The following is a 26,476-nucleotide window of genomic DNA, read 5'->3' on the forward strand; positions in this document are numbered from 1 at the left end:
TCCGTCGTTACCGTTTCGGCTCGTCCGTTTCATGCATAAACCCCACAGAGGTATAGATGGGCATCAGTCGTTGGAGGGCAAGTCGGCTTTCGGTCGGCACCCTGGCGGCAGGATTGGCGGTGACTCTCGCTGCCTCCATGGCCCCCTCGGTTCCCGCAGCCATGGCGACGGCGGAGAACACCCGTCCGGCGCTGCAAAGGCAACGCTCGGTGGAAGGAAAGCCGGGGCATATCAAGGATCCGGCCAGCCGGGAAGTGGCCAAGAAGGCCATCACAGTCCCGGACCCGGTCATCTGGCCGAAAGCGGGCAGCGCCGACCTGACGGTCGTCCCCGCGCAGGCCCCCACCGCCAGCCCATCAACCGATGCCGACGCGGGAACGGCGCGCACCCTGAGCACGTCGGTCGACGGCATTCCCGTGCGCGTCAGCGCGCCGCCATCGAGGAGTGAAAACGCCCCGGGCAAGGCCCGTACCGCCACCTCCGGCGCCACCTCGGAGGCGGCTGCCGGGCAGGTGCCGAGCACGGTCCGGGTCGAGGTGCTGGACCAGGACGCAGCCACCAAAGCCGGCATCTCCGGTGTGCTGCTGCGCCTGAGCCGCACCGATAACGCCGACCAGGCCGGAACCGTGCAAGTCGACCTGGACTACTCCGCTTTCGCCGGTGCTTTCGGCGGCGACTGGGCGCAGCGCCTGCGCCTGGTTCAGGTGCCCGAATGCGCCCTAGACGGCGCCTCGCCGAGTGAGGCGAAGGCCGCCTGCGCGCCCACGGCGGTCGACAGCAGCGGCAACGACACTGCGGCGCAGACGCTGACCGCCCAGGTCACTCTGCCCGCTGCAGAGCAGACCACCGTCTCTCCGCAGGCCAAGACCGCCACAGGGGCGCCAACCAGCAGTGTGCTCCTGGCCGCGGCTGCCGCGCCGAAGGGCGCGACCGGCGACTGGAGCGCCACCCCGCTGTCACCGTCGGCGTCCTGGCAGGTCGGCGAGCAGTCCGGCGAATTCTCCTGGACCTACCCCCTGGCTGCGCCGCCCAGCCTGGGCGGCCCTGAACCGGCCGCTTCGCTCAGCTACTCGTCCGGCAACATCGACGGCCGCACCGCCGCCACCAACAACCAGCCCTCCTGGGCCGGTGAAGGCTTTGAAGTGGCGGCCGCCGGCTACGTCGAACGCAAATACGTGCCCTGCATCCAGGACACCAAGGACGGCAACAACACCAGCCACCTCAGCGGTGACCTGTGCTGGCGCAGCGACAACGCCACCCTGGTCTTCGGCGGCGGCGCGGGCGAACTGGTCCGGGACAAAACCACCGGCCTGTGGCGGTTCAAGAACGACGACGGCTCGAAGATCGAACGCCTCACCGGCGCCGCCAACGGCGACAACGATGGCGAATACTGGCGCCTGACCGACACCGACGGCACCCAGTACTACTTCGGCCTCACCAAGCGGTATGCCGGCGACACCGCGGCGACGAACTCCACCTGGAACGTTCCGGTGTTCGGCAACCACAGCGGCGAGCCCTGCTATGCGGCTACCTTCGCCGCATCAGCCTGCGAGCAGGCCTGGCGGTGGAACCTGGACTACGTCGTGGACCCCAACGGGAACACGATGACCTACGTCTACACGCCCGAGATCAACCGGTACGGCAAGGACAACAACAGCGCCAGCGTCGCCTACACCCGCGGCGGCTATCTGTCGCGCATCGAGTACGGCACCCGCAAGGGCAGCGAGCACACCACCTCTGCTCCAATGCGGATGGTGTTCACCGAGGCGGAACGGTGCATCCCGAACGGGACCGTCACCTGTGACCCCGCCCAGCGCACCGTGGCCAACGCGGCGTCCTGGCCGGACGTGCCCATCGACCAGGAATGTGCCAGCACCACCAGCTGCGCCACCAACATCACACCGACGTTCTTCACCACCAAGCGGCTGGCCAAGGTCACTGCCCAGGTCCGCTCCGGTGACGCCCACAGCGACGTCGACGAATGGACGCTGACCCACACCTTCCCCGCCACCGAGGACGGCACCAAGCCCGCCCTGTGGCTGGACTCCGTGCAGCACACCGGCAAGAACGGCGCCGCCAGCACGGCCCTGCCCAAGCTGACCTTTGAAGGCGTGCCCCGCACCAACCGGGTCGACGTCGTCTCAGGCCGCCCGTCGATGACCAAATGGCGCATCAACAGCATCACCTCCGAAACCGGCGGTCTGCTGTCGGTCAACTACGCCGCCGCCGACTGCGCCGCAGGCGCCGCCAAGCCGGCCGAGGACAGCAACACCAAGCGCTGCTTCCCGGTCTTCTGGGACTCCAACAACGATGGAGTGCTGGAAAAGGACTGGTTCCACAAATACGTGGTCGACTCCATCGTGGAGGAGGACCGCACCGCCGGCGGACTGCAAGAACCCACCACCTACACCTACGTGGGCGACCCGGCCTGGCACTACGACGACGACCCGATGACCCCCGCCGAGCAGCGCACCTGGTCACAGTGGCGCGGCTATGAGAAGGTCCGCGTCAGCGAAGGCAAGGACGGCGGCACCCAGACCGTCTCCGAGTACACCTTCTTTCGCGGTATGGACGACGACCGCACCGCCGCTGGAGGCAAGCGCGATGTCAAGACGAGCGACTCCGAAGGCGTCGCGATCGATGACCACTGGCGCTACAACGGGTTCCTGCGCGAAGAGATCTCCTACCTCGACGGAACCGCGACCGACGGCGCGATCTACACGCCATGGATGGGCGCGGCTACGGCGACCGACGCCGCCGGCCGCACCGCGCACCTGCTTGGCACAGCCAAGACCAGGGAGCGGGTCGCGCTGGACGGCGGGCGCGGCTGGCGCCGTACAGAGTCTTCCAACACCTTCGACGGCTACGGCATGGTCACCGAAACCAACCGTCTAGGCGACGTCGGGGTGAGCGGTGACGAGCAGTGCACCCGCTACACCTACGGCCGCAACACCACGGTCGGCATTCTCGAGCTGATCAGCCGAGAGGAGACCGTCGCCAAGGCTTGCGATCAGAGCGTTGAGCGGCCCAAGGACGTCATATCCGACGATGTGACGGCGTTCGACGGCGGTCAGGCCGGGGAGGCTCCCACCGCCGGAAATGTCACCGCCGAGCTGAGCCTGTCCGGCTGGACGGACGGCCAGGCGACCTACACCACCGACGCCCGAATGAGCTACGACGCCTACGGCCGTGTGCTGGAGGTGACCGACGCGGCCAACAACAAGATCACCACCAGCTACACGCCGGCCACAGGCGGGCCGCTGACCGCGATCACCACCACCAATGCCGCCGGCCACGCCACCACCACCCAGTTGGATGGACGGCGCGAACTGGCGGTCAGCGTCACCGATGCCAACGGCAAGCAATCGCAGGCTGACTATGACGCGCTCGGCCGCCTGCTCAAGGTGTGGCAGCCGGGCCGGACGCGGTCCCAGACGCCGAACCTCGAGTACGACTATCTGATCCGCAACGACGCGCCGTCGGTGGTCACTACGAAGACGCTCGGCCCTGACGGGAGCCAGATCGTCGGCACCCAGCTGATGGACACTCTGTTCCGTCCCCGTCAGGCTCAGGCTCAGGCTCCGGGTGGCGGCCGCGTGATCACCGACACTCTCTACGACGACCGCGGCTTGGTTCAGCGGCAGACCGCCCCGTACTTCAACAACGACTCCGGCCCCACCACCACGCTGCTATCGGTGCCGTCCTACCAGGTGCCCGGCCAGACCGTGGCCACCTACGACGGGCTGGGCCGACCCACCGTCGAGGCGTTCCAGGCCAAGGCCGTGGAGAAGTGGCGTACCACCACCAGCTATGGCGGTGACCGCGTCGACGTCGACCCGCCCGCCGGCTCGACGGCCACCTCCACGATCGTGGACGTCGACGGCCAAACCACCGAGGTGCGCCAGTACAAGGGTGACAGCCCGAGCGGCGCCTACGACGCCACCACCTACGCCTACAATCCCGGCGGTGAGCTCGTCCAGGTGACCGACTCGGCCGGCAACACCTGGAAGTACCACTACGACGTGCGTGGCAACAGGGTCAAAGTCGAAGACCCCGATGCAGGTACCTCCACCAGCACCTACGACGTGCTGGACAGGCCGGTCTCGACCACCGACGGCCGCGGCAAGACGACCGTGACCGTCTACGACGCGCTCGGCCGACCGACCGCCCGGCACCAGGACGCGGCCGACGGGCCGAAGCTTTCCGAGTGGGTCTACGACACCCTCGCCAAGGGCCTGCCCACCTCTGCCACGCGGTATGCCGGAGGCCACGCCTACACCAGCTCGGTCACCGGCTACGACGACGCCTACCGGGCCACCGGCATCAGCGAGACTATCCCCGCCAGCGAAGGAGCACTGGCCGGCACCTATACCTACACCAACACCTACAACGCCGACGGTAGCCCAGCCACTCACGTGATGCCGGGCAAGGGCAACCTGCCCCCGGCCGAGACGCTCACCTACGGCTACAACGAGGTCGGCCTACCCACCACGCTGAGCGGCATCAAGCCGTATGTGGCCGGTACGACCTACGCCAAGAACGGCCAGGTCCTGCAATACACCCTGGCCCAAGGCAGCACCTACAAGAAGACCTGGCAGTCATTCGGCTACGAGGAAGGCACCAACCGGCTTCAGAGCGCCACTCTCACCCGCGAAGCCACCACCGGCACCGACGCCCAGTACGGCTACAGCTACGACGCGGCCGGCAACATCCTGTCCATCACCGACACCCCCACCGCGGCAGGCACCGCGCCGGAGACCCAATGCTTCGGCTACGACTACCTGCGCCGCCTGACCGAAGCCTGGACCCAGACCGGCACCTGCGCCGCCGACCCCGCCCAGGCAAGCAGTGCCGGGCCGGCACCTTACTGGCACTCCTACAGCTACGACACCACCGGCAACCGCACCAAGGAGATCCAGCACGGCATCGGCGGCGCGGCCGACACCACCCGCACCTACACCTACCCAGCCGCCGGGCAGCCCCAGCCCCACACGCTACGCCAGGTCGACACCACCGGCCCAGCCGGAAACCAAAGCGACACCTACACCTACGACCAGGGCGGCAACACCACCGGACGCACCCTCGGCCCCAAGGCGCAAACCCTGACCTGGGACGTCGAAGGACACCTCGAGGCCGTCACCGAGAACGGCGCCACCACCTCCTTCGTCTACGACGCTGACGGCAACCGCCTGATCCGCCGCGAACCGAACACCACAACCCTCTACCTGCCATCCGGCACCGAACTAAGCCTGGACAAGACCACCAACGCGATCAAGGGCACCCGCTACTACGACCACAACGGCGACACCATCGCGGTGCGCCAAGGCGGCACCGTCTCCTACCTGATGGACGACCACCACGGCACCGCCCAAATCTCCGTCCACGCCACCACCTACACCACCACCACCCGCAGAACCACCCCGTTCGGCGCACCTCGGGGCACCGACCCGTCCACCTGGCCCGGCCAGCAAGGCTTCGTCGGCGGCACCAAGGACCCCACCACCGGCCTCACCCACATCGGCGCCCGCGAATACGAGCCCACCACAGGCCGGTTCATCAGCGTCGACCCCATCGTCACACCCTTCGACCCACAGCAACTCCACGGATACGCCTACGCCAACAGCAACCCGGTTACCTGGAGCGACCCTACGGGCCTGCTCGTCGCATGTGCCGACGACTGCTCTGGCAAGAACGATGCCTTCGACACCACGACCAAGAAGCACAAGCAGACCAAGGGCGTCCAACACAACAGTGACGGCTCCGTCGTCAAGAAAGTCGTTAAAAACAAGAAGACCGGGCAGTCCACCTACCACGTTCAGCACTCGGGCACGAAGAAGGTCAAAAAGTACAAGACCGGCAAATTCAAGCACACTAAAAAGAGTAAGGGTGCAAAAACTTGGGGGAAATGGAAGAAGCATAACCACCTCCGAAAAATGCTCGAGGAATATGACGACTGGCGCTATAACGAGGAGTATCGTTTTCGAGACCTCGAGAAGCGGGATCATGTGGTCGAAACCAATGATGTCGCAATCTTGACCAGCCTGATACCGGTGGGTGGAAGCGTAGGGTCCGCAGCAGCTGCCGGCGCGAAAGCCTTGGCTCGACACATCGGCAACTACACTCTGCGCAAGGGCGCCAACCCATCGATCGTATACAAGGGCGCGAAATACGGCTGGAGGTTCGGTAAGGACAAGAAGGTCCACCCGTTCCGCTGGATCGGCCCCCGAAAGCATCTCCAATTCAACTGGTGGAAGGTTGACCAAAAGGGCAGTGGTGGAGTCTGGCGAATCCCGCTGAAGAAATAGCTTCAAGGTAGGCAATGAATCGCAAAGCGGCACGAGAGGTCGCCCTGGCAAGGCTCGCAGAATGGGAATCCGTATCTCCGGAAACTCTCCTCGAGATTCTTCCAGATGGCGAATCCATCCTCGAAACAATTATAGAGTCGAACGGAAGGAAATGGCTGGTGCGGACTACCGCCTTCTGGGAAGATGAAGGGGCGCGGCAGTTGCGAGTAACCGTTTCGGTCGATGATGGCGGGCTACTTTCGGGCATCTTTCCGGTAAGTGCAAGTTCACGCATGCAAATGTAAGTCGGGATCTCTCCTCTCAAACCCGTCAACCAGGCCTTGGGGTAATCAGGTCGGGTGGTCCGAGGGGCTCCTCCCTCGGACCAATGCATGTGTGTGCTTGATCAAAATCAAGCACCGGAACGGCTGCGGTCAACGCTAGCGCAAGGAGTACGACACGGACATTTGCCGACCCACAGATACTCAAAGTCGCACACTCTCAGCAAGACCTGCTCCTGATGGAGAACCTGCAGGGGAGGCTGCGCTGTACAAGCTATGGGCGGGCTATATGAAACGCGTCGACTCGGAGATGTCTAGCCGGTAGCGGCCAGGTATTACCGCTGTCGTCCGACGCTCGTCGACCTCAGCGGGTCAGCAGCGGAAACGCACAGACTTGTCAGGCAGGCTCACGAAAGGCAGTCATCGATGGCTTACCTTGGCGCAGAGTACATCGTTCATAAGGTCCCGGCGATGGCGGGCCCGCAGAATTACATTGCGCGGGTAAACCTCGAGCCCTTCGGCTTTCCGGGAAGTTTTGAGCAAATGTGGCTGACGCCTCTTGGCGGCGACGCTTACGAAGTCGCATGCATCCCCTTCAGGGCATATGGCCTTGCGCTAGGTGACATTGTGTCGATCTCTCCCGACGGCTCAGAGATTCATGCGATAGTGCGGCCATCTGGTCGACGGGTTCTACGCCTTTTCTTCCGCGAATCCCTAGAGTCGAAGGATCTAAGGCGCGTTACGAAGAAACTCGAGAAAGACATCGAGGACGCTACGCTCCTGGCGGAATGGAGCGGCAATCGCCACGTGGCAATAGATGTACCCAGCCATGCGGTGCTGGAGAGCCTGTTTTCTGTCGTGGCAGGACATGTACAGCGCGGACATGCTTTCTGGGAGTGGGCTGACGATGAATCCTTCACGCCTTCACACGGCAAACCTGAAACTGGCTAGGGTGCTTTGTGGATCGTGGTTAAGCCAGAGGATCAGGCGGACGATCGTGACCACGTTCCGGTCACGGGCGTCGAAGCCGCACCTCGGTGACCTCGTCGAGCATGGGCGGCCAGTTGACCGCTGCATTCGGGGATGGCGTAGCCGGTGCCGGTGAAGTAGCCCTGTCGGCGATCACGTGGCCTGGTCGGGTCGAGGGTGTCCCGCTGCGCGCCGGGGGAGATCAGCGGCGGAAGCGCTGGCAGAGGGTCTGCCAGCGCCGTAGCATTCGGGCACGCCGCGCCAGTCGGCTCCGGTGCGGATCTTCCCACGACGCCGTTGTTGACCTGGCGATGATCTCTCCAGCGGCCGCCTCGGCCGGGATCGGTCGGCAGTAACGGCGATCCTGGCCCACGCGGTATCGGTGGGTTCATGACAGCGCACCGTGCAACCATCAAGCCACGCCCAGGACGGCTTGCATATCCCACTCGACGGCGATTCCGCGGTCAGAACCGGACGTACGACTCCAGAGAGCGTTCGGCCGACGACCAGCACTGTCTGTTCGGTACGCCGAACTTCTCAGGACGGGCCGCGCTCAGCAGGAACGTACGGACGTCGGGGGGCCAACGATCGGTTTGCGAGTCATCGCGGTCGTGTCTGCAGTCATGGCCCGCCGTAGAAGGACGGCCGTGAAGACGATGGCAGCGGGCACGCGGGTGCTGTACGAGGTGTCGATCGGCGAGTCCGACAAGTACGGGGCAACCTGCTCACGGACCTTGTAGTTTTCTTCGCCCCATACACGCCGCGGGATCGCTGCCTAACAGCGCCTATACCATACAGAATTCAGCTTCTGTATGGTTACTAATGCACGTCTGCTATCGGCTCTCACCGGTGCAGGATCCTAATGGCGCAGCCCTCCGGGTTGTGGGCGACCCGCGTGGCGTCCGCCACCGGCCGGCGGACTCCCGTAAGCGAGATCGACCACCATCACGGCATAGCATGGCCAGCCCAAATCGAGGGTGCTGATGACGCCGGCGGCGATCCGCCAGGGGCAGATCCGACCAGGACCGGGTCTGGTGTTCGCGCGGATGGCCGATGTGGCTCCCCCGCAAGTGACGCTCTGGCGCACAGAAGCCTGACCCGGTGCGACTAAACTAGTGGCTATGAGCGAGCACGCGCTGGACAACGAGCCGTTCCCTGACGCTGACCAGCACGATGTGATCCACCTCGGAGGTCAGGCCGCCGTCGTGGTCCCCCTGGAAGAGTTCCAGCGAATGCGCCGAGCCGCGCTCCACGCCAGATTCCTGCTCGCCAGGGAACGAGGACAGACCGAGCGGATGAACGTCGAAGACTTCATCGAGCGAACCGGCCTGCCCGACGCGATCAAAGACGAACTTCGCGCCATTCCCACCACCCGCTGATGTCCTTCCACATCGAATGGGAACGCCTGGCAGCACAGGCCTACGACATGCTGGACGACCAGGCGCAAGCCAACATCGCCCGAGCGATCGTCCGGCTGGCCCGCCAGGGAATCCCCGACGACGCCGAGCCTGGGCAGGACGGTTTGTGGACACTACAGGTCGGGAGACACATTATCGTCTTCACCGAACACGACCTTGATGTCTACCTCGTTGCGATCGAGCCAGCCTGACATCGACGCACGAGGAGGGCCAGGAACACGGTCGCTCAGGCATAGCGCTACTCGTCTTGTGTCAGCGCCCACCGGCAGGCTCGCCTATTCAACTGTCGTCAGTTCGGCGACGAGGTAGCGGTCGGGGTAACGGTTTGTGGTCGCCTGGGGTGGCGCAGCGTGGTGGGCGGGAAGTTGCGCGGCCTTTCCTGGTTCGGTCCAGGAGGAAGGTCAGTGTGGCGATCATGGCGAACGTTTCCATGTCGGCGACCTTAAAGTGGATCAAGTCGAGCGGTCTTGTAGGAATCGGCCACGAGCGGCCCCAGCGCTCTCATGGATGGCCCGCCGGTTGAAGATCGGGACCGATTCCCGCTAGACGTGAGCCGGGTGGCTCAGTTCCACTCGAACTCTGGCGCGCGCCCATCGGAGCAGGGTTTCTTGGTCGCATGTTCTGGGCGCATCATCTCTCCTGTAATGGTTCGTGCCGATATTGCTTACTCCGTTCTGGTTCAGCTACTCCTGTGCCTCCTCGATCGATCGATTGGCGTCTAAGCAGACAGGGCTTGTGCTAAGACCGTGTCCTATGTGGTGAGCCGGATGAATCGCTTGTAACAGCACAGTGCGGCAGCGAGTCCGAGAAAGGCCAGGTAGATGCCGCCGTCGCGTTCGTAGCGGATGGTGCGGCGCCGGTAGCCGGTCAGCCAGGACATCGTGCGTCCGATCACCCAGCGATGCCGGCCTAATCGCTGGCTGGACTCGAAACCTTCGTCGCGCAGACGGCCACCACCCGACCCACCAAGCTCGGCCAGCCCTTCACCCGCTGGTCCATCCGCAAACTGCTCGACTATCTGCACCGCCTGCCCGGCCGCACTATCACGATCGGCCGGGAAGCCTTACGCACCCTTCTGCACCGCCGCGGCATCACCTTCCAGCGCACCAAGACCTGGAAAGAGTCCCTGGACCCCGACTTCGAGACCAAACTCGACCCGATCGAGTACGCGCTGACGCAGCGGCCCGAGCGCACCTTCGCCTTCGACGAGTTCGGCCCGCTCGGCATCCGCCCTACCGCTGGGACGGGCTGGGCCCCTCAAGGCGAACCGGACCGGCTGCCGGCCACCTACCACCGCACCCACGGCGTCACCTACTTCCACGGCTGCTACTCCGTTGGCGATGACCTATGTCCCGGTGTGGACGCCCGTTCCGGGCTGAAATTGGGAGTGGTTGACCGACGAGTGAATCTCACGCACGGTGCTCTTGTGCTGAGCAGTGATCCATTCCAAGCCGACAGCGTGTTACACGACCTCTATCACCGAGCCGTGTCGGCCACCTTGAAGGACCCCGAGATCCGCGACAGCTTCGACCGTGTCTCGTTGAGACCACTGCACGTCCGGGCCGAGTTGCTCCGCGGTGCAGCGAACGTCCTGAACGCCGTGGCGCCACAGCGTGACGACTACGTCGAGACACGCGACATCTTCCGTATCTCCTCGGACGAGTACATGGACGGTCTTCGGCTCAGCATCGAGGCGGGCAGGACTGCTTCCCGTCTCGTACTCGCCGCGCTCGTCATGATCAGTGGTGCCGTCCTGGTGGTGCTGCTGGGACTGCTTTCGCCTTGGGGCATCGGTCTGCCCGCAGGGTGCATCGCGGCTCTGTGCCTGCTGGGTGCATGGTTAAGCACGAAACCCGCGGCGATCCCCGCACTGGAGCGGATGCACGCCCGCATCAGGCCACTGATCCGCAACCCCGTGACCTTCGGGCGGGACGAGGATCTGCGAGACGCGCTCGAGGAAGAACTCGTCGCCCAGGCGCGAGCCGCGATCAACGCACTTCGCCAGGATCGGTTCGACCACAGCTTCATGGTGACCACCAGCCAAGGCATCAGCGAGGCGTTCGACAGCGCCTACCATGTGCCGACGGTGGTCGCACGCGCCCTGGACGCCCTCCGTTCGCAGCTGACCGGCGCCAGCATCGGTATCGCGGGCCCGCGCGGGTCGGGCAAGTCCACGCTCATTCGCCGCTTCTGCGAGGAGTCCCCCGGCTCCCCGGACCTGCGATGCCTCGTCTCCGCCCCGGTCGAGTACGCCCCCCGTGACTTCGTCCTGCATCTGTTCTCGACCTTCTGCGGCGCCACGGTGCGGCACATCACCATCACTGGCGGGATGGGGTTCGCGCTCGGGTTCGCCCGTCTGGTCGTCCTGTACTGGCTGCTGGCCGAGGCGGTCATCATGTGGCCGTGGTTGCCGCTGGCCGTGGGAGAAAACGTGCTGGGTGCCGTCGCGCCCGACCTCAGCCCGTTGGCGCAAACGCTGGAAGGCCCTGTCGAGACGCTGTTCGCCGCGATCTCCTTCCCGAATCTCCTGGCAGCCCTCGTCATCGGCGTCGGCGTGATCCACTCGACCGTGCGCGCCGTCCGTCATCGCCACGCATGGCGCAGAAGCCCTGAAGGGCGCCTGATCGAGCGAGGCCGTAGGCATCTGGCACAGATCCGCTACCTGCAGACCTACACCTCCGGCTGGTCCGGCACGCTGAAGCTGCCCGCCTGGGTGGAGGGCCAGGGCAGCCGTAGCCGTACGCGGGCGGAACAGCCGTTGAGCTACCCCGAGATCGTCGCCGCCTTCCGCGTCTACGCCGGTGACGTCGCCGCCTGCCTGGGACCGCGGGGGAAGATCTACATCGGCATCGACGAACTCGACAAGATCGCATCCACCGACAGCGCGGAACGGTTTCTCAACGAGATCAAGGGTATCTTCGGGGTGCCGCGCACCTACTTCCTAATCTCGGTCTCGGATGATGCCATGAACGCCTTCGAACGCCGGGGGCTGCCCTTCCGCGACGCCTTCGACAGCTCCTTCGACGAGATCATCCGTGTCGGCCCTCTCGCCTATGAGGAATCCTTGCGCTTGCTGAACCGGCGGGTCGTAGGCCTGACCGAGCCGTACATCGCCTTCTGCCACTGCCTGTCCGGCGGGTTGTCGCGCGACCTCATCCGGGCGGCGAGAAGCGTCATCAGGGCAGCGGGTGCTCTGCCGTACGGCAGCGCGGACGTCTTCCAGGAGGCCTGCTCGGCCGTCATCCGTGAGGAGCTCCGCGGCAAGGCGAGGGCGGTCATCGAGCTGCCCGAGGCTCGCCCCCCGCATCCGGAGGCGCTCGACTGTCTGTTCACACTCGCCTACCGAGGGCTGAACCATCCAGTCGCCGAGGTGCTCCAGGCCGTGCTGGAGCAACCGCTCGCCGAACCGTCCGCCGAGTTCGCCGCCTACACCTACTTCTGCCTGACCTTGGAGGAAGTCTTCAACGGCACCCTGAGCGCCACCCGCGCCAGCAATCCACGCCTGTTCGACGACCTCGCGGCGGCGAGGCAGGCCCTGGCGCTGGACACCGCCATGGCGTGGAGAGTGATCTCCAGTGTCAGGCTGACGTGGGGCTTGGCGGCCTGGGATGCGCCGGCCAGCCCCGTCGTTGAGGCATGACCGAATGGTGGGTGAAGAACGACCGCACATTCGAGCGCGCCGCTGCCCGCGTATCCTCTTGGCTCGGGTCCCGAGCACCACGAACGCCCCACGGCCGATCCCTCGCGCCGCCCACCCCAGGCAGTTAGGCGATCGAGGTCACCGACCGGCGGGGGCCGGGAAGCAGGTCGTGGGTTGCCTTCAGCAGCTCAGCATTGACGACGGAGGGACGGCCGCCCGTGCGACCGCGGGTTTTCGCAGCGGCCAGGCCCTCGCGGGTGCCAGCCACGATGAGTGCACGGATGAACTCCGCAAGGGCGGAGAAGACGCGGAAGACCAGCCGTCCGAGGGGGGCGAGCTTCTCGTGTAACGAGGTGAAGCCGATCTCGCGACGCCGTACTCGCCGACCATGGTGATGAGGTCGGCCAGGGAGCGGCCGTAGCGGGCCAGTTCGGCCACTCCGAGGATGTCGCCGACAGCTGAAGGCGTGGCTCAGCAAGGGACACCATTCCAACGAGCGCTGGATCGCACTACGCGCCCACATCAGCCGGCGGGATGCGGATCGTCGGCCGGTGGGTCATTACTCATCAGTATAGCCGAAACACTCGCACACCCATTCGATTCCAGCCTCGGATGATCGTGAGTCGAACTCCGTCGACCGCCCGACGAACGGTCAGACCTGCACTCTTCCCTGGCGCCGCCATCTCCTGCCGGAGCCACCGAGCCGTCACCGATCCCGACGCCATCGCCGCGGGACAGGGACCGCCGGCCTGGACGAGGGGTCCGCTGGCTCACTCCCGGCGGCCGACTCTGCGCCACCGGGCAGGCAGCCGCAATCCGGGTTCTCGCCCCGCCTGCCTCCAGATCCCTTGAGGGGCTCGTGCCGGGTTGTTCAAGATCTTTTGCTGGCGCAAAACATCTTGAACAACCCGGCACCACCGGAATTGCGGCTGCCTCATGCCCGGCAGCGCTCTGTCTGCCGCTACCGGGAGCAAGCCCTGCGGACGCCACGACGACCCGCATGGCACCCCCGGCACCCATACCGTCGCGACCCCCGAGGACAACGGGTGTCCAGCCGTGCAGGAGACGTCATGGCATTCGACCTTCAACTCAGCTTCACCGGCCGCATCCTCTACGCCCCCACCTTCTTCCCGCCCAAGGACACGATGCTCGCCAAGTGGTCGGCCGTGATCGAGGTCGTCGTCGCTCCGCGCGAAGGCCGCAACGGCGGGTTCCAGACCCAGATCCGCCGCTACGAGATCGTCCAGCACGGCACCGCCGCCATCCGCGCCCACGACACCTACAAGCAGGGCGACCTGGTCACCGGTCAGGCAATTGACCTGGACTCCCGCTACTTCACGGGCAAGGACCGCGACGGCAAGGAGGCCATCCGCGTCCGCACCGTCATCACGGCCAGCTCACTCGGCCTGTGCACTCGCGAGGTGGTCGCCGCCAAGGCCCCGACCGCCTGGCCGCCGCCGGGCACCACCCCCCGCCGTGCCCATGGCGACCAGGTCGTGATCCACCACGCGGGCGACACGTCACCCGCCACCACGCGACGCCACGCCGCCTCGTAACCCCGTGCACAGGCCCGCCCTCCGGTCACCGAGGGCGGGCTTTCGCGTCCGTTCTGGAAGGAACCCCTTCGTCATGGCCGACCCCGCACACCAGCCAGAGCCTGTTCCCCCGATCACGCCCGAGCCCACCCCAGCCTCGTCGATGCCTCCTCCGATGCCTCCGTCGACGCCGGGGGCGGTGCTGCGGCGCGCCGTCCAGATCCTTGCCGTCAACGGCCGTCACGTTGGCAACTGGTACGACATCGACCAGCACGCTTCCGGCATTCCGGCCGAGCGTTGCGGCCTGTGCATGCTCGGCGCCCTCAACGTCGCTGTCGGCCTGCGCCCGGACACCCCGCTGGCCGACCACCCCGTCATCCGGGCACGCCGCCTGGTCTACCGCGCAGCCCTCCTGCTGGCCGCAGCCCTGGGCGAGAGCCCGGATCCACGCAGCCTGCTCCAGGTCCTGTCCGACTGGCACGACGGCGTCATGGCCCCGGTCCCACCCGCGGACGAGAGCGTCACCGCGCTCATGCTCCAGGCCGCCGACGCCGACCAGGCGCTCGCCGACGACACGCACTGACCTACCGAACCGGGCCACCGCACCGGGCCACCGCCCATCGCTCCCAACTGAGCTCCAGGTGCTGCCGTGCCGTACCCGACCGGCAGACCCGGCTACGACCCCGGGCCCAGGCTCCCCCATCACTCACCTCAACTGATCACGAGAGGTCCTCCTGCCATGTCCGATGCCTTGACCGACACCGTCCCGGCCGAGCCCACCGAGCTCGCCGAGCACCCCGAGCCCGACCAGGCCGCCCAGCCCTCCGAAACCGAACACGAGCAGCCCAGCACCGACACCAGCAGCCCTGACACCGCAGCGGGCCCTGACGTCGCAGCGGCGACTGACGTCGTGCTGGTCGCGCCCCAGGGCAAGATCCTGGCCGAGATCCCGGTCGCGCACCTGACCCACCACCCCCTCAACGTGCGCGAGAGCGACAACTACGACCTGTCCCACCGATTCCTGGCCTCACTCAAGACCGAGCAGCAGGTCCTCATCACCGTCGTGCCCATGCCCGAGGACGCCGAGCGGCCCGAAGACAAGCCCGAAGCGCGCTGGTGGGTGGTCAAGGGCAACCGGCGCCTGGCCGGCGCCGACCTCACCGCCAAGACGACCCTGGAGTGCCTGATCGACCACACCATCGATCCCCTCCACCCCGGGCACCTCATCAACCAGATCGTCGAAAACGACCGCGAGATGCGCCGCCCCTTCACCCCGGAGGAAGAGGCCACCGCGATGGCGCTGGCCCTCGACGCAGGCGCCAGCCGTACTGCCATCCGCAAGAAGACCGGCCGCACCCGCGAGGAGATCAACGCCGGGATCGCCGCCGGCAAGCTCTCCCCCGAAACCAAGCAGCACCTGAAGGAGATGGACTACGAGTTCACCCTCCTCGAGCGCGCCATGTGGGCCGAGTTCGACGACGACCCAGAGGCCCAGAAAGCCATCACCCACAAGCTGAACACCGTCTACAACTGCACGCTCGAATACGCGATCGAACGCGTCAAAGCCGAACGAGCCATCGCAGCCGAACACCAGCGGATCGTCACCGAGCTGAGCGAGGCGGGCGTGCCGATCACCGACAGCGAGCCGGACGAGGCCCGCGAGCTGGACACCCTGGCCCGCCTGGTCGACGAGTTCGACCCCGACCCGATCGCGCACCGCTCCTGCCCCGGGCACGGCGCCTACTTCCTCAGCTGGGACAAGGCCAAGCCGCGCTACTACTGCACCACTCCTGCCGAACACGGCTACGCGCCCCGGCCCGCCCCCACGACCAGCGGCAGCAGCCCTACGGCCCTCGCTGAAGGGCCCTCCCGCAAGCTCGTCATCGAAGGACGGCTGGCCTGGCCCGCGGCCGCGACCGTACGGCAGCGCTGGCTCGCTGAGCTGTGCGCGCTCAAGACCCCGCCCAAGGCGGTCCAGCGGTTCGTCACCCAGATGCTGCACCGGCCGCCCCAGGCCCTGCGCGACAAACTCGTCGGCGCATCCTCCAGCCCGCTGTATCGCAAGCTCGGCGGCCCCACCGACCTTCAGGCCGCACTGCAGAGCGCCTCCGCCGGCAGACTCGTCATGCTGCAGTTCCACATCATCGCCGTGACCTTCGAGCACCAGCTCAGCGAGGCCAGCGACGACTGCAAGAACACCTGGCGGCGCGACCGCCACAGCCCCTGCAGCTTCGAGGACGCCACCCTGTGGCTGCGCTTCCTCACCTCCGACATCGGCGCCGAACTGGCCGAGCGGCACGAGGCCAACCCCAAGTCTCTCGCCCCGCACCGGCCTGCCCCGATCGAGCAGGCCCTCATCGAGGGCACGCCCTATCGCGGCGACGCCGCAGCCGACGCCGAGAGCGTCGACCACGGCGAGATCGACCACGACGAGATCGACGAAGCCGTCGAGCTGGACGAAGCCGACGATGACCACGACAACGTCGGCAACGTCGACAGCCTCGACGAGCTGCAGGAGTTCGAGCCGGAGCAGCACAACCCGAGCAGCCCCAGCGATCCGGAGGGTCCAGACGACGACCCGATCGGCCCAGACGCCACTGATGAGCCCAGGGCCGGGCGGCCTGCCGACGCCGAGCCTGCCGACACCGAGGCCGTCGACGCCGAGCCTGCTGGCGCCGAGACGGTCGACATGGACCACGCCGCCCATGCGGCCTGACCCTTCACGAGCCCACCATGTGCCCACGACGTGGCCTGATCCAGGCCTGGGAACTCCAACCCGGAATGATCATCCGCGACTGGTGGCCGCGCACCGGCCAGCCAGGCCGGCGACGATCCCTCGTCATCCGCGCCGGCAACCAGCTCGGCCCCATCGCCGCCCACGGCGGCATCGGCTACCTCATCCGCACCCCAGCCGACGACCCCGCCGGATTCATCGGCTGGGCGGGCGCCCGGGGTGAGGTCACCTTCTGGCTGGAACGCCACGTAGACATCGCCGCCGTCCTCGACCTGGCCGACATCGATGCCCGGTTCCCCACCAGGAGTCCCCCGGCTGACCAGACCCCATGACCAGGCCACCTGACCAACCAGCCCACTGAGCACGCCGCGCGAAGGCCCGGCCGCCGCCCTCACCAGACGGCGCGCCGGGCCTTCCGCCGTCCAGCCAGCCCCTCCGACATCCCCGAACCCGGCAACCCCGGGCAACCCGGGCAGCCCGCCGACTACCGGCGCCCCGATGACGCGACGAAAGGTGTTCCTCGCATGACCGCCACCATGCCCGCCCTGACCACCCGCAACGCCAACCTCGAGGACCTGGTCGACCTGCTGCGCGCCCAGCGCGCCCGTCGAGCTGGACGAAGCCGACGATGACCACGACAACGTCGGCAACGTCGACAGCCTCGACGAGCTGCAGGAGTTCGAGCCGGAGCAGCACAACCCGAGCAGCCCCAGCGATCCGGAGGGTCCAGACGACGACCCGATCGGCCCAGACGCCACTGATGAGCCCAGGGCCGGGCGGCCTGCCGACGCCGAGCCTGCCGACACCGAGGCCGTCGACGCCGAGCCTGCTGGCGCCGAGACGGTCGACATGGACCACGCCGCCCATGCGGCCTGACCCTTCACGAGCCCACCATGTGCCCACGACGTGGCCTGATCCAGGCCTGGGAACTCCAACCCGGAATGATCATCCGCGACTGGTGGCCGCGCACCGGCCAGCCAGGCCGGCGACGATCCCTCGTCATCCGCGCCGGCAACCAGCTCGGCCCCATCGCCGCCCACGGCGGCATCGGCTACCTCATCCGCACCCCAGCCGACGACCCCGCCGGATTCATCGGCTGGGCGGGCGCCCGGGGTGAGGTCACCTTCTGGCTGGAACGCCACGTAGACATCGCCGCCGTCCTCGACCTGGCCGACATCGATGCCCGGTTCCCCACCAGGAGTCCCCCGGCTGACCAGACCCCATGACCAGGCCACCTGACCAACCAGCCCACTGAGCACGCCGCGCGAAGGCCCGGCCGCCGCCCTCACCAGACGGCGCGCCGGGCCTTCCGCCGTCCAGCCAGCCCCTCCGACATCCCCGAACCCGGCAACCCCGGGCAACCCGGGCAGCCCGCCGACTACCGGCGCCCCGATGACGCGACGAAAGGTGTTCCTCGCATGACCGCCACCATGCCCGCCCTGACCACCCGCAACGCCAACCTCGAGGACCTGGTCGACCTGCTGCGCGCCCAGCGCGCCCGCCAGATCGACTTGGTCCTGCCCGCCAGCCACATCCACGCCCAGCACGGCCAGCTGATCCTGCCCTTCGACGCCCCGCTCCTCACCCCAGACGGAGTCAGCCAGTCCGGCATGTTCCGGCCCACCGCCGTCTGCGACGACGGCTTGGCCGAGAAGCTCAAGATCCCCCGAACCTACCTGCGCCGCCTGCGCGAGGAGCGCCTCGCCCTCTACGACGCCAACCTCAACGGCTGGCTCGCCGACGACCCCCGCCGCTTCCTGATCCGCACCCTGCGCGGCGAGGACGGCAACGGCGTCGCCCGAGCGCTGCTGTCGGACTCCTACCGCATCATCGACAACCTCGACGTACTCACCTCCATCCTGGATGGCATCCGCACCGCTGAGGTGCCGGTCAACATCGCCGGATGCGACCTGACCGAGCGGCGCATGTACGTGCGCATCGCCTGCGAGCAGATCGCCGTGCACGCCCCCCGCCTGATGTCCGGTTACCGCTCCCCCTTCACCGGCGCCGAAGGCACCGCCAACCCGCTCGTCTTCGCCGGGTTCGTCGTCAGCAACTCCGAGACCGGCTGCGGCGCCTTCTCCGTGACCCCGCGCCTGATCTTCAGCGTGTGCGACAACGGCGCCACCTTCACCGCTGACGCGCTGCGCAACGTCCACCTCGGCGGCCGCCTGGACGAAGGCCAGATCCAGTGGAGCCACGACACCCAGCGCAAGAATCTCGAGCTGATCGCCGCCAAGACCCGTGACGCCGTGACGACGTTCCTGTCGCGCTCCTACGTCGAAGCGAAGATCACCGAGATGGAGCAGCAGGCCGGTGCCCTGGCCACTCATGCCCCCGCCACCATCGAGCGCGTCGCCAAGAAGCTGGCCTACAGCCAGGAAACCCAGGACGAGATCCTGGCTCACTTCATCCGCGGCGGCCAGCTCACCGCCGGCGGCGTCATGCACGCCGTCACCAGCGTCGCCCAGACCCTGCCCAACCCCGACGCCCGCTACGCGATGGAAGCCGACGCGCTCCAGGCGCTGCAGCTGGCCGCCGCCGGCGTCTGACGGCGGACTTGATCGACTGATGATGGACTGCATCGACCCGGACGAGCCCGGCCAGGAGTCCAACCCGATCCAGGACGCCCGCTGGAACACGCTTCTGCACATCGGTGACCAGGCTTGGTGGACCGGCGACGCCACCCCTCGCCCGTGCGTCATCGCCGAACGTGACACCGAGCTCGTCCAGATCGGCGGCCAGAGCTGGACCGGCTACCTGTACCGCGTCCACGTGATCTACCGCCTCGACCGCGCCAGCCATCCCGAGACCAACCAGACCGAGACCAGCCAGACCAGCGGTAACGCCGACACGGCCCACCTATTCCTACCCGGCCAGGCGTCCCCGCCCTTCCTGCCCGACCAGCCGTTCTGGGTTCGAGCCGAGGACCTGCTCCCGCTCGCCAGCCACACGGTGACCGCGGACGCACAGGTCCAGCTCAACGCCATCAGCGTGATCCTGCGCGGCACCGCCAGCCCAAACGAGCGCGGCCCCGAACCCGAACCTGGCGCGGAGCCTCCCTTCTGACTCCCTGATACCGCACCTGCCGTACAGACCCAACTCCTGCTGTTCAACCCCGCAGCCCACTCCACGCACGGCTGCGGGGTCCCGTCCATGCCCCCGATCCCCTGACGCCTGATCCTCGACCTCTGGAGGTATTCGTGGTGTGTCTGTCCGACCTGACCACACCCAGCCAGCCCCAGCACGACCCCCAGCACGACCCCCAGCACGGTACTCAGCCCGGTGCCCGGCCCGGTCCCCCGTCTGTACCGGCGGCCGCTGACGCGCCGCCGCATCCCACCCGCGCTGGCGGCCATGCCGATCGCCTGACCGACGACCAGGCCCTGGACGCCATTCGTGCGATCCTCGGCGGCGAGCACTGCGACTGGCGACCCGAGATCCTCGCCCACGTCGCCGACGTGCTCACCCGGACAGGCCGTCCCCTGCGGCCACCGCTCCTCGACCCGGTCGAGGCCTCCCGCATCGTCGACAGTCACGGCTGGCCAGTCGGCCGGGTCGAAACCCGGCAGATCGTCGTCCATGTCCACCAGGCGCTCGACGGCGGCCCGATGGTCACCATCGACACCTACGACATCTACCAGCCCGGCGCCGACGACCTGCTGCGTGTCGTGGTCGACGAACACCTGGTCTACGGGCCGCCGACGCCGCCCGGCCAGCCGCGACCTGACAGCGACGTCTGCCAGGACGAGCCCGTCTGCCCCTACACCAGCCGATGACCCCGCCCCCGGCGCCCATGCCGAACACCGCCGAACTCGACGACGAATCCGCCCCGCAGCGCGCCGTCGCCACCGCCCACGGCCGCTTCTACGGCGACCCCGCCCACCCCGGGCGGCCGCTCATCTCCGTGACCAACGCCCTGTCCAGCCTGGCCAAGCACGCTCTGGCCCCCGCAGCCGCCTTCTACACCGCGACCTGGTTCGCCCAGCACCTGCCCGAAGCCGTGCGCGCCGCCGACGACCCCGACGAGCTCGCCGGCTTCGTCACCCGGGCCAAGCTCTCCTACCGCGAGGAATGGGAGCGCCGCCGCGAACTCGGCAGCCGCGTGCACCGTCTGGCCCAAGCGGTCAACCTCGGCGCGCCTGTCCCCCACGACCCCGAAGCTGAACCCTTCCTGGCCGCCTACCGCGCCTGGCTGTCCGACTTCCGCGTCGACCTCGCCACCGACGTCCTGGTCGCCGAGACCACGATGCTCAACCGGGAGATCGGCTACGCCGGCACCAGCGACCTGTGGGTCACCCTGCGCTTCGACAACCCCTTCTCTCCGCTGGTGCCCAGGTTCCGGCCCAAGAAGCTGCCTCCCCACCCGCTGCCCACCCTGCCGGGGCTGTGGCTGGTAGACCTGAAAACCTCCACCAAGCACCCGGCCTCCAGCCTGTGGCCCGAACAACCTCTGCAACTGGCCGCGCTGCGCAACGCCACCACCGCCCTGGCCTGCCCGCCCGAGTGCCGCTACGGCGCAGCCGAAGGCCACCACGCCGGACACGAGTACCCGGTCCCGGTCTTCGCCGGCGCCGCGATCCTCAATCTGCGCGCCACCGGCGCCTACGGGTTCATCCCCGTGCCCGCCGACGCAGACGCCTACGCCGCCTTCCGCTGCCTGCTCCCGGTCGCCACTTACCTGCACCGGCAGAACCTGCGCGGCATCAAGCCCGTCCAGCCCCCCACCGCCGACGCCGTCGGCGATCACTTCTGGAAGGAGGCCGACCTCACATGCCTGTCCACCCCAACCTCTGGGCGCGCATGAAGCGTGAACAGCGCGCCAACCTGCCCGACGGCCACATCCGGCTCGGTGACAGCATCCCCCACGGCGACGGCGTGCTTCCGGTGAAGTTGTTCACCTTCCGCCTGTCCAGCCCTTCCAAGACGATGATCGAAGCCGTCGCCGACCTGTACGGCGGAACCGTCGTCCCGATGACCCGAGGCAGCGACCGCTGGCAGGTCATCACCCCCGCCACCAGCCTCCAAGTGATCGTCCCGCAAGGCGGGCTCACCACCTGGGTGCGCCGCTGCGATGGCGACACCATCGAGTGGAAATCCGGGCGGCCGTGCCTGTGCAAGGCCGCCAACCATCAGCGTTGCGAGATCAAGACCCGTTTGTCGGTCCTGCTGGCGGACGTGCCCAGCCTCGGTCTGTGGCTGCTGGCCACCAAGAGCTGGACCGCCGCGGCCAACCTGCCCCAGCGCGTCGCCATGGCCGAGCAGCTCGGCCGCTACACCGAAGCCCAGCTGACCATCGTCAAGGGCACCACACTGCAGGACGGCAAGCCGGTCACCTTCGTCGTGCCGCACCTGTCGATCGAAGGCCAGACACCGCGCCAGGTCCTGTCCGGCAGCCCCTCGGCTGCCCTCGCCAAGCCCCCCGCGTCCGAACTGCCGCCCGGCCGGCCGGCAACCCCCGAACTCCCCGCCACCACCACACCCACCAACGCACCAGGCGGCACGGGCGGCGCGGGCGGCACACCGGGGCTCGCGCCCAAGGACTCTGCCGGCGCGCAAGACCCCGCATCCGGTCCGGTCCGGCCTGACTACCTGGCCCAGCTGGCCGCCTGCCGTACCGACGACGACGTGCGGGCACTGTGGTGGCAGGCCAAGCGCGCCGGGCACCTCACCGACCACCTGGCGGCCGTGCTCAACCTCGTCGGCCAGAGCCTCAAACAGACCCGCCAGCACAGCACCCAGCACGGCACCCAGGCCGTCGCCGATGCCACGACCCCCGCCGGTGTCTCCGGCGCCTCTGGTGACGCCGCCGAGCGCCTGGCCGAGCGTCTGCGCGCCGACATCATCCGGGCGTGGCCGAGCACCACGGCCGACCTGCACGCCGCGTTCACCGCAGCCACCGCAACCTCGCTGCGCCGCGCCGACGTCCACACGCTCCAGCCGTTCCTGGCCAGACTCCTGGACAGTCAGGCCACCGGATTCGCCGTCGACGGTGACGACTTCAGCGTCGAGGTCGTCGTCATCGACCCCGACGACCCCGACGAACTCGACGGGAGTTGATGACCCGCTCGACCTCTGCCAGGTCACGGCCTCCTGCGGCCCACCCCGCTTACCCCGCTTCACCCCGTTCTCCGGAAGGAGCACCTGTGATGATCCGCGCCCTCGACGGCATCGCCGTTCTCAGCTACGGCATCGACCTGGGCGGCCCCGGCCGCTGGCACCTGCCCACCACCGCGGCCGGCCACCCCGACCTGACCTGGTACGACCCGGACCACCCCCGAGCTCACCTTCGACGACCAGGCCGCCATCCGCCTCAGCCCGCTGTCCGCTGCCCGCCTCCGCACCCAGTCAGACGACATCCATGACCGGCTGACCCGCATCCACCAGGCCGTCACCGACCGCTGGCAGATCCGGTTCGTCGCCTACGGCAGCCACCCCGCCCCGCATTGGGTCCTGGCCGCTCACGAGACCACGCGGACCGCCCACGAAGGCCTCGCCGACCTACCGCTCACCGACCTGATCACCCACCAGATGCTGTGGGACGCCCGGCTGCAAGCCGCCCTGCAATGCCTGGCCATCACCACGCCGAGCGCGCCCTCCTGGCAGCTGGGCGCCCTCGCTCCGTAGGAAGGCACGTACCGACATGACCAGCGACACTCCCAGCGACACGGCCAGCGACACGGCCATTCAGCCGCCCGCCACTCGGCCCGAGTTCATCGGCCCGCCTCGCACTGCCCGCTGCCACACCTGCAGGCAGCCGCTGGCCACCCCCCACCAGCACGCCCCCGGCCAGGCCCGCGCCTGCCCGTACCCGACCGACGTGCCCGCCCCGACCGTCGAGGTCACCGCGGAGCTGTACGTCGTCGAAGAGGTACGGCACTGCCTGACCTTCACCGGCCCGGTGCCCGATTGGGCTGCAGGCGACCCCGCCGTCCTGCACACCTACCTGGATCTCCATGAAGAGCTCTACAGCGAGCTGATCCCCGACGGACACCCGTCCCTGATCACGCGCTGCCTCGACATGGTCGACCTGACCGCCCCCACCACCGGCCTGAGCCTCCGCTGACGCCCCCGCCGACCCGTCGCCCTGGCGCGCTGCCCGCCTACCTGCCTGCGGTCCCTTCCTGCTGTCCTCCCCGTGGCCCGGCCTGCACTTCACGCAGGGCCGGGCCCTGTCACGTCCGCGTCCGGAGACACCCCGATGATCACCATTCACGCCTCCCCCGCCTACGGCCTCATCGTCGTCGGCACCGAACCCCACCACGCGCACCTGTTCGGCCGCCGCCGCGGCGGCCTGGGCCTGCGCTGGTCCGACCACATCACCTACAACGACGCCACCGGAGCGTGGTACCTGCCCCGCTCGCGCGACCAGCACCCCTCCAAGCACCAGGCCCGCATCGCTGAGATCGAACAGCGGCTGCGCGCCGAAGGCTTGGCCTTCCACACCAAGCTGGACACCGGCACCCGATCACCGCACCAGGCCGAAGCCGAGCTCAACCAGCGCGCGCAAGCCCGGGCCGCCGCCTACCGCACCCGCGCCATCAACGCCCACCGGCGAGCCGAAACCCACCACGACAAGGCCGCCAAGGCCATCGCCGGCTATCCACCCGACCAGCCGATCCTGGCAGGCCACCACAGCCAGCGAGCCCACGAGAACGCCTACGAGCGCAGCGATCGGCACACCCGCAAGGCTTTCGCCGAAAGCGACAAGGCCCGCTACTGGGTCGCCCGCCACCGCGCCGCCGAGCATCTGGAACGCCACCGCAACCACCCCAACACCACCGTGCGCCGCATCGAGCGGCTGCAGGCGCAGCTGGCCCGCGTCACCCGCCAGCTGGACGGCACCGCTCATCCGCAGCTGGCCACCGACGACGACGGCCAGGCGGTCATGGTCGACGGCCGTCCGCTGCTGCGGCCCCAGCCCGCCACCGGCAGCTACCGCGACCAGCTGCTCACCGACCAGCAGATCCTGACCGGCAAGATCGCCTATTGGAAGGAGACCGTCGACCAGGCCGAAGCCGACGGCGTCAAGATCTGGCGACAGGCCGACTTCGCCGCGGGCGACTACGCCCTGTTCCTCGGGACCTGGTTCGAAGTGACGCGAGCCAACTCCAAGACGGTGACCATCGCCTGGGGCCACCTGGAGCCCGGCCAGCAGGTCATGAGCCGGGCCAACGCCCGTGACCAGGACGGGCAGCCGTCCACCCGCACCGAGCGGCTGCCCTACCACCAGCTCCAGGGTCGCCGCAGCGCGATCGACATGGCCGAACTCCTGAACGCCGAGCCGCCCTCCTGACCTTCACGTCCGGCGCGGGCTGCCCGGCCGCGCCGACGCCCCGGCCGGCCTCGGCGCGTCGCAGCCCGCCCCCCCGGGGCCTCATCGCCGCACCCTCGCCGCACCTCACGAAAGGGACTTCCCCGATGGCCATCATGACCATCCGCCAACACGACCGCGTCCGCATCACCACCGGCGCCCCGTACGGCGTCAGCGACGGCACTCTCGGCATCGCCTGGCTGATCCACGACGCCGACGACGGCTCCCACCAGGCCATCTCGGTCCTGCTCGACGACGAGGAGGCCCTGCTCCGCGTCGCCACCGCCGACCTCGCCCCCTGCACCTGCACCGCGGCGAACCCGTCCTGGTCGATCGCGACGGACCGCCACACCTGGCCGTGCTCCAGGGCTACACACGCAACAGGTGCTACCGGGTCACCGAGATCGAGTACTACACCGGCTGCGACTACCGCGCCGAGCACCTGCAGCCGCTGCCCGACCACGGCTACGCCTACCTGGCCCGCCACAGCCACGACGGCCCCTTCATCATCTACACCCCTGGCAGCCCGTGCACGCTCTGCGCACCGACCACAGACGCCGCTCCCGGCTGCGCAGCACCCCGCCAGCACGCCCGCGACCAGGTCGCCGAGTGAGGTCGCGGCTGGATCGAAGCCACCGAGATGCTCGACCACGAAACGGCGACCACCTCCCTGGCCGACCTCATCGCCGTCACCGGGCTGCCCCTGTCCACCCCGCTCACGACCGCCCTGCCAAACCCTGTCCCGGTTCGTTCTCAAGCCGTTGGCCGACCACGGCATCTCCACCCTGGAAGGCCTCGCCTCCTACACGCCCGAGACGCTGCGCGACATCCCGCAACTGGGCGCCCGCCGCCGCGCCGCGCTCATCCACGCCCTCACCGCGCTGGCCGACAGCCACGCGACATGACACCCCACCCCAAGCCGCCGACAGCCGCGCCGACAGCCGCGCCCCGGTCCGGGCAACCGCGCCGCTTCATCCAGCAGGCCTTGGAGTTCGACCCGGACTCCACCCGGTGCCAGCGCTGGCGTGATCGCTCCTTCAGCTGGCAGATCGCCCGAGCCGGCGCCTTCCGCAAAGAGCGGTACTCGGTCGAGCCCGTCGACGAAGCCGCCGGCAAGGCGTTCATCACCCGCCACCACTACAGCGGGTCGGTTCCCCGCACCCGCCTGCGCGGGATCACCCACTCCATGTTCGGCCTCTACGATCACGCCGACCCAGCCGGCCCAGCCGATCCTGCCGTTGCGCGGCTGGTCGGCGCGGCCGCCTTCTACGGACCCACCAGCTACGCCAGCCTCACCAACG

The 26,476-nt window shown here is 68.0% G+C and carries 23 protein-coding genes and 1 pseudogene; 22 read left to right on the forward strand and 2 right to left on the reverse strand.

Going from position 1 to position 26,476, the window contains the following annotated elements; genetic code table 11:
• The first annotated feature begins 119 nt into the window (after positions 1–119).
• From ACIBH1_RS44595 to ACIBH1_RS44615, 5 genes are all read left to right on the forward strand, one after another.
• Positions 120–6,305 carry an RHS repeat-associated core domain-containing protein gene (locus tag ACIBH1_RS44595; protein WP_397320175.1) on the forward strand — a complete coding sequence of 2,062 codons (6,186 nt, stop codon included), beginning with the start codon at positions 120–122 and terminating at the stop codon, positions 6,303–6,305.
• 14 nt (positions 6,306–6,319) lie between these two features.
• Positions 6,320–6,589 carry a hypothetical protein gene (locus tag ACIBH1_RS44600; protein WP_397320176.1) on the forward strand — a complete coding sequence of 90 codons (270 nt, stop codon included), beginning with the start codon at positions 6,320–6,322 and terminating at the stop codon, positions 6,587–6,589.
• Between the two features lie 402 nt (positions 6,590–6,991).
• Complete coding sequence (locus tag ACIBH1_RS44605) at positions 6,992–7,516, forward strand: DUF4265 domain-containing protein (RefSeq protein ID WP_397320177.1); 525 nt, start codon at positions 6,992–6,994, stop codon at positions 7,514–7,516.
• A gap of 1,139 nt (positions 7,517–8,655) precedes the next feature.
• Positions 8,656–8,913 (forward strand): hypothetical protein, encoded by a 258-nt coding sequence (locus tag ACIBH1_RS44610; RefSeq protein ID WP_397320178.1) that lies wholly within the window; start codon positions 8,656–8,658, stop codon positions 8,911–8,913.
• Positions 8,913–9,143 (forward strand): hypothetical protein, encoded by a 231-nt coding sequence (locus ACIBH1_RS44615; RefSeq protein ID WP_397320179.1) that lies wholly within the window; start codon positions 8,913–8,915, stop codon positions 9,141–9,143. The genes ACIBH1_RS44610 and ACIBH1_RS44615 overlap by 1 nt, the downstream gene beginning before the upstream one ends.
• Before the next feature lie 560 nt (positions 9,144–9,703).
• On the opposite strand, the gene ACIBH1_RS44620 is transcribed toward ACIBH1_RS44615, so the two are convergent.
• Positions 9,704–9,976 (reverse strand): hypothetical protein, encoded by a 273-nt coding sequence (locus tag ACIBH1_RS44620; protein WP_397320180.1) that lies wholly within the window; start codon positions 9,974–9,976, stop codon positions 9,704–9,706.
• Here ACIBH1_RS44620 and ACIBH1_RS44625 point away from each other — a divergent pair.
• Positions 9,881–10,321 (forward strand): annotated as a pseudogene (locus ACIBH1_RS44625) (IS630 family transposase); the annotation flags it as partial. The gene ACIBH1_RS44620 and the pseudogene ACIBH1_RS44625 overlap by 96 nt on opposite strands.
• 117 nt (positions 10,322–10,438) lie before the next feature.
• Positions 10,439–12,592, forward strand: a complete 2,154-nt coding sequence (locus ACIBH1_RS44630; protein ID WP_397320181.1) for a hypothetical protein — start codon at positions 10,439–10,441, stop codon at positions 12,590–12,592.
• A 124-nt stretch (positions 12,593–12,716) separates the two neighbouring features.
• On the opposite strand, the gene ACIBH1_RS44635 is transcribed toward ACIBH1_RS44630, so the two are convergent.
• A complete protein-coding gene (locus ACIBH1_RS44635) occupies positions 12,717–13,115 on the reverse strand; it encodes a recombinase family protein (protein WP_397320182.1) in 399 nt (132 codons plus the stop codon).
• Positions 13,116–13,662: 547 nt separating this feature from the next.
• Here ACIBH1_RS44635 and ACIBH1_RS44640 point away from each other — a divergent pair.
• The 15 genes from ACIBH1_RS44640 (at position 13,663) to ACIBH1_RS44710 (ending at position 26,080) form a co-directional block, all read left to right on the forward strand.
• Positions 13,663–14,148, forward strand: a complete 486-nt coding sequence (locus tag ACIBH1_RS44640) for a hypothetical protein (RefSeq protein ID WP_397320183.1) — start codon at positions 13,663–13,665, stop codon at positions 14,146–14,148.
• 154 nt (positions 14,149–14,302) lie between these two features.
• On the forward strand, positions 14,303–14,710 hold the full coding sequence (locus ACIBH1_RS44645; protein ID WP_397320184.1) for a hypothetical protein: 408 nt from the start codon (positions 14,303–14,305) through the stop codon (positions 14,708–14,710).
• Positions 14,711–14,866: 156 nt separating this feature from the next.
• Complete coding sequence (locus ACIBH1_RS44650; protein WP_397320185.1) at positions 14,867–16,843, forward strand: hypothetical protein; 1,977 nt, start codon at positions 14,867–14,869, stop codon at positions 16,841–16,843.
• Positions 16,844–16,860: 17 nt separating this feature from the next.
• The gene (locus tag ACIBH1_RS44655) at positions 16,861–17,193 is read left to right on the forward strand and encodes a hypothetical protein (protein ID WP_397320186.1); all 333 of its coding nucleotides are present in this window, start codon (positions 16,861–16,863) and stop codon (positions 17,191–17,193) included.
• Positions 17,194–17,754: 561 nt separating this feature from the next.
• Complete coding sequence (locus ACIBH1_RS44660) at positions 17,755–18,087, forward strand: hypothetical protein (RefSeq protein WP_397320186.1); 333 nt, start codon at positions 17,755–17,757, stop codon at positions 18,085–18,087.
• A 192-nt stretch (positions 18,088–18,279) separates the two neighbouring features.
• A complete protein-coding gene (locus ACIBH1_RS44665; RefSeq protein ID WP_397320187.1) occupies positions 18,280–19,413 on the forward strand; it encodes a DUF932 domain-containing protein in 1,134 nt (377 codons plus the stop codon).
• Between the two features lie 19 nt (positions 19,414–19,432).
• On the forward strand, positions 19,433–19,930 hold the full coding sequence (locus tag ACIBH1_RS44670) for a hypothetical protein (protein ID WP_397320188.1): 498 nt from the start codon (positions 19,433–19,435) through the stop codon (positions 19,928–19,930).
• A 134-nt stretch (positions 19,931–20,064) separates the two neighbouring features.
• Positions 20,065–20,640 (forward strand): hypothetical protein, encoded by a 576-nt coding sequence (locus ACIBH1_RS44675; protein WP_397320189.1) that lies wholly within the window; start codon positions 20,065–20,067, stop codon positions 20,638–20,640.
• Positions 20,637–21,668, forward strand: coding sequence for a hypothetical protein (locus ACIBH1_RS44680; protein ID WP_397320190.1), 1,032 nt, complete (start codon positions 20,637–20,639; stop codon positions 21,666–21,668). The genes ACIBH1_RS44675 and ACIBH1_RS44680 overlap by 4 nt, the downstream gene beginning before the upstream one ends.
• Positions 21,635–22,921 carry a hypothetical protein gene (locus tag ACIBH1_RS44685; RefSeq protein WP_397320191.1) on the forward strand — a complete coding sequence of 429 codons (1,287 nt, stop codon included), beginning with the start codon at positions 21,635–21,637 and terminating at the stop codon, positions 22,919–22,921. The genes ACIBH1_RS44680 and ACIBH1_RS44685 overlap by 34 nt, the downstream gene beginning before the upstream one ends.
• An 86-nt stretch (positions 22,922–23,007) precedes the next feature.
• Positions 23,008–23,226, forward strand: coding sequence for a hypothetical protein (locus ACIBH1_RS44690; RefSeq protein WP_397320192.1), 219 nt, complete (start codon positions 23,008–23,010; stop codon positions 23,224–23,226).
• A gap of 278 nt (positions 23,227–23,504) precedes the next feature.
• Positions 23,505–23,927, forward strand: coding sequence for a hypothetical protein (locus ACIBH1_RS44695; RefSeq protein ID WP_397320193.1), 423 nt, complete (start codon positions 23,505–23,507; stop codon positions 23,925–23,927).
• A gap of 135 nt (positions 23,928–24,062) precedes the next feature.
• Positions 24,063–25,157, forward strand: a complete 1,095-nt coding sequence (locus ACIBH1_RS44700; protein ID WP_397320194.1) for a DUF3560 domain-containing protein — start codon at positions 24,063–24,065, stop codon at positions 25,155–25,157.
• 376 nt (positions 25,158–25,533) lie between these two features.
• A complete protein-coding gene (locus ACIBH1_RS44705) occupies positions 25,534–25,788 on the forward strand; it encodes a hypothetical protein (protein WP_397320195.1) in 255 nt (84 codons plus the stop codon).
• A 148-nt stretch (positions 25,789–25,936) separates the two neighbouring features.
• Positions 25,937–26,080 (forward strand): hypothetical protein, encoded by a 144-nt coding sequence (locus ACIBH1_RS44710; protein ID WP_397320196.1) that lies wholly within the window; start codon positions 25,937–25,939, stop codon positions 26,078–26,080.
• Positions 26,081–26,476 lie beyond the last annotated feature (396 nt).

It is taken from the genome of Nonomuraea sp. NPDC050663 (genome assembly GCF_044456985.1).
Lineage (GTDB): Bacteria > Actinomycetota > Actinomycetes > Streptosporangiales > Streptosporangiaceae > Nonomuraea.

Bases quoted from the DNA above. Each gene is read 5' to 3' on its own strand.
- ACIBH1_RS44600 (WP_397320176.1), top strand. From the start codon at position 6,320: ATGAATCGCAAAGCGGCACGAGAGGTCGCCCTGGCAAGGCTCGCAGAA.
- ACIBH1_RS44605 (WP_397320177.1), top strand. From the start codon at position 6,992: ATGGCTTACCTTGGCGCAGAGTACATCGTTCATAAGGTCCCGGCGATG.
- ACIBH1_RS44610 (WP_397320178.1), top strand. From the start codon at position 8,656: ATGAGCGAGCACGCGCTGGACAACGAGCCGTTCCCTGACGCTGACCAG.
- ACIBH1_RS44615 (WP_397320179.1), top strand. From the start codon at position 8,913: ATGTCCTTCCACATCGAATGGGAACGCCTGGCAGCACAGGCCTACGAC.
- ACIBH1_RS44635 (WP_397320182.1), bottom strand. From the start codon at position 13,115: ATGTGGGCGCGTAGTGCGATCCAGCGCTCGTTGGAATGGTGTCCCTTG.
- ACIBH1_RS44640 (WP_397320183.1), top strand. From the start codon at position 13,663: ATGGCATTCGACCTTCAACTCAGCTTCACCGGCCGCATCCTCTACGCC.
- ACIBH1_RS44645 (WP_397320184.1), top strand. From the start codon at position 14,303: ATGCCTCCGTCGACGCCGGGGGCGGTGCTGCGGCGCGCCGTCCAGATC.
- ACIBH1_RS44650 (WP_397320185.1), top strand. From the start codon at position 14,867: ATGTCCGATGCCTTGACCGACACCGTCCCGGCCGAGCCCACCGAGCTC.
- ACIBH1_RS44655 (WP_397320186.1), top strand. From the start codon at position 16,861: ATGTGCCCACGACGTGGCCTGATCCAGGCCTGGGAACTCCAACCCGGA.
- ACIBH1_RS44660 (WP_397320186.1), top strand. From the start codon at position 17,755: ATGTGCCCACGACGTGGCCTGATCCAGGCCTGGGAACTCCAACCCGGA.
- ACIBH1_RS44665 (WP_397320187.1), top strand. From the start codon at position 18,280: ATGACCGCCACCATGCCCGCCCTGACCACCCGCAACGCCAACCTCGAG.
- ACIBH1_RS44670 (WP_397320188.1), top strand. From the start codon at position 19,433: ATGATGGACTGCATCGACCCGGACGAGCCCGGCCAGGAGTCCAACCCG.
- ACIBH1_RS44680 (WP_397320190.1), top strand. From the start codon at position 20,637: ATGACCCCGCCCCCGGCGCCCATGCCGAACACCGCCGAACTCGACGAC.
- ACIBH1_RS44685 (WP_397320191.1), top strand. From the start codon at position 21,635: ATGCCTGTCCACCCCAACCTCTGGGCGCGCATGAAGCGTGAACAGCGC.
- ACIBH1_RS44695 (WP_397320193.1), top strand. From the start codon at position 23,505: ATGACCAGCGACACTCCCAGCGACACGGCCAGCGACACGGCCATTCAG.
- ACIBH1_RS44700 (WP_397320194.1), top strand. From the start codon at position 24,063: ATGATCACCATTCACGCCTCCCCCGCCTACGGCCTCATCGTCGTCGGC.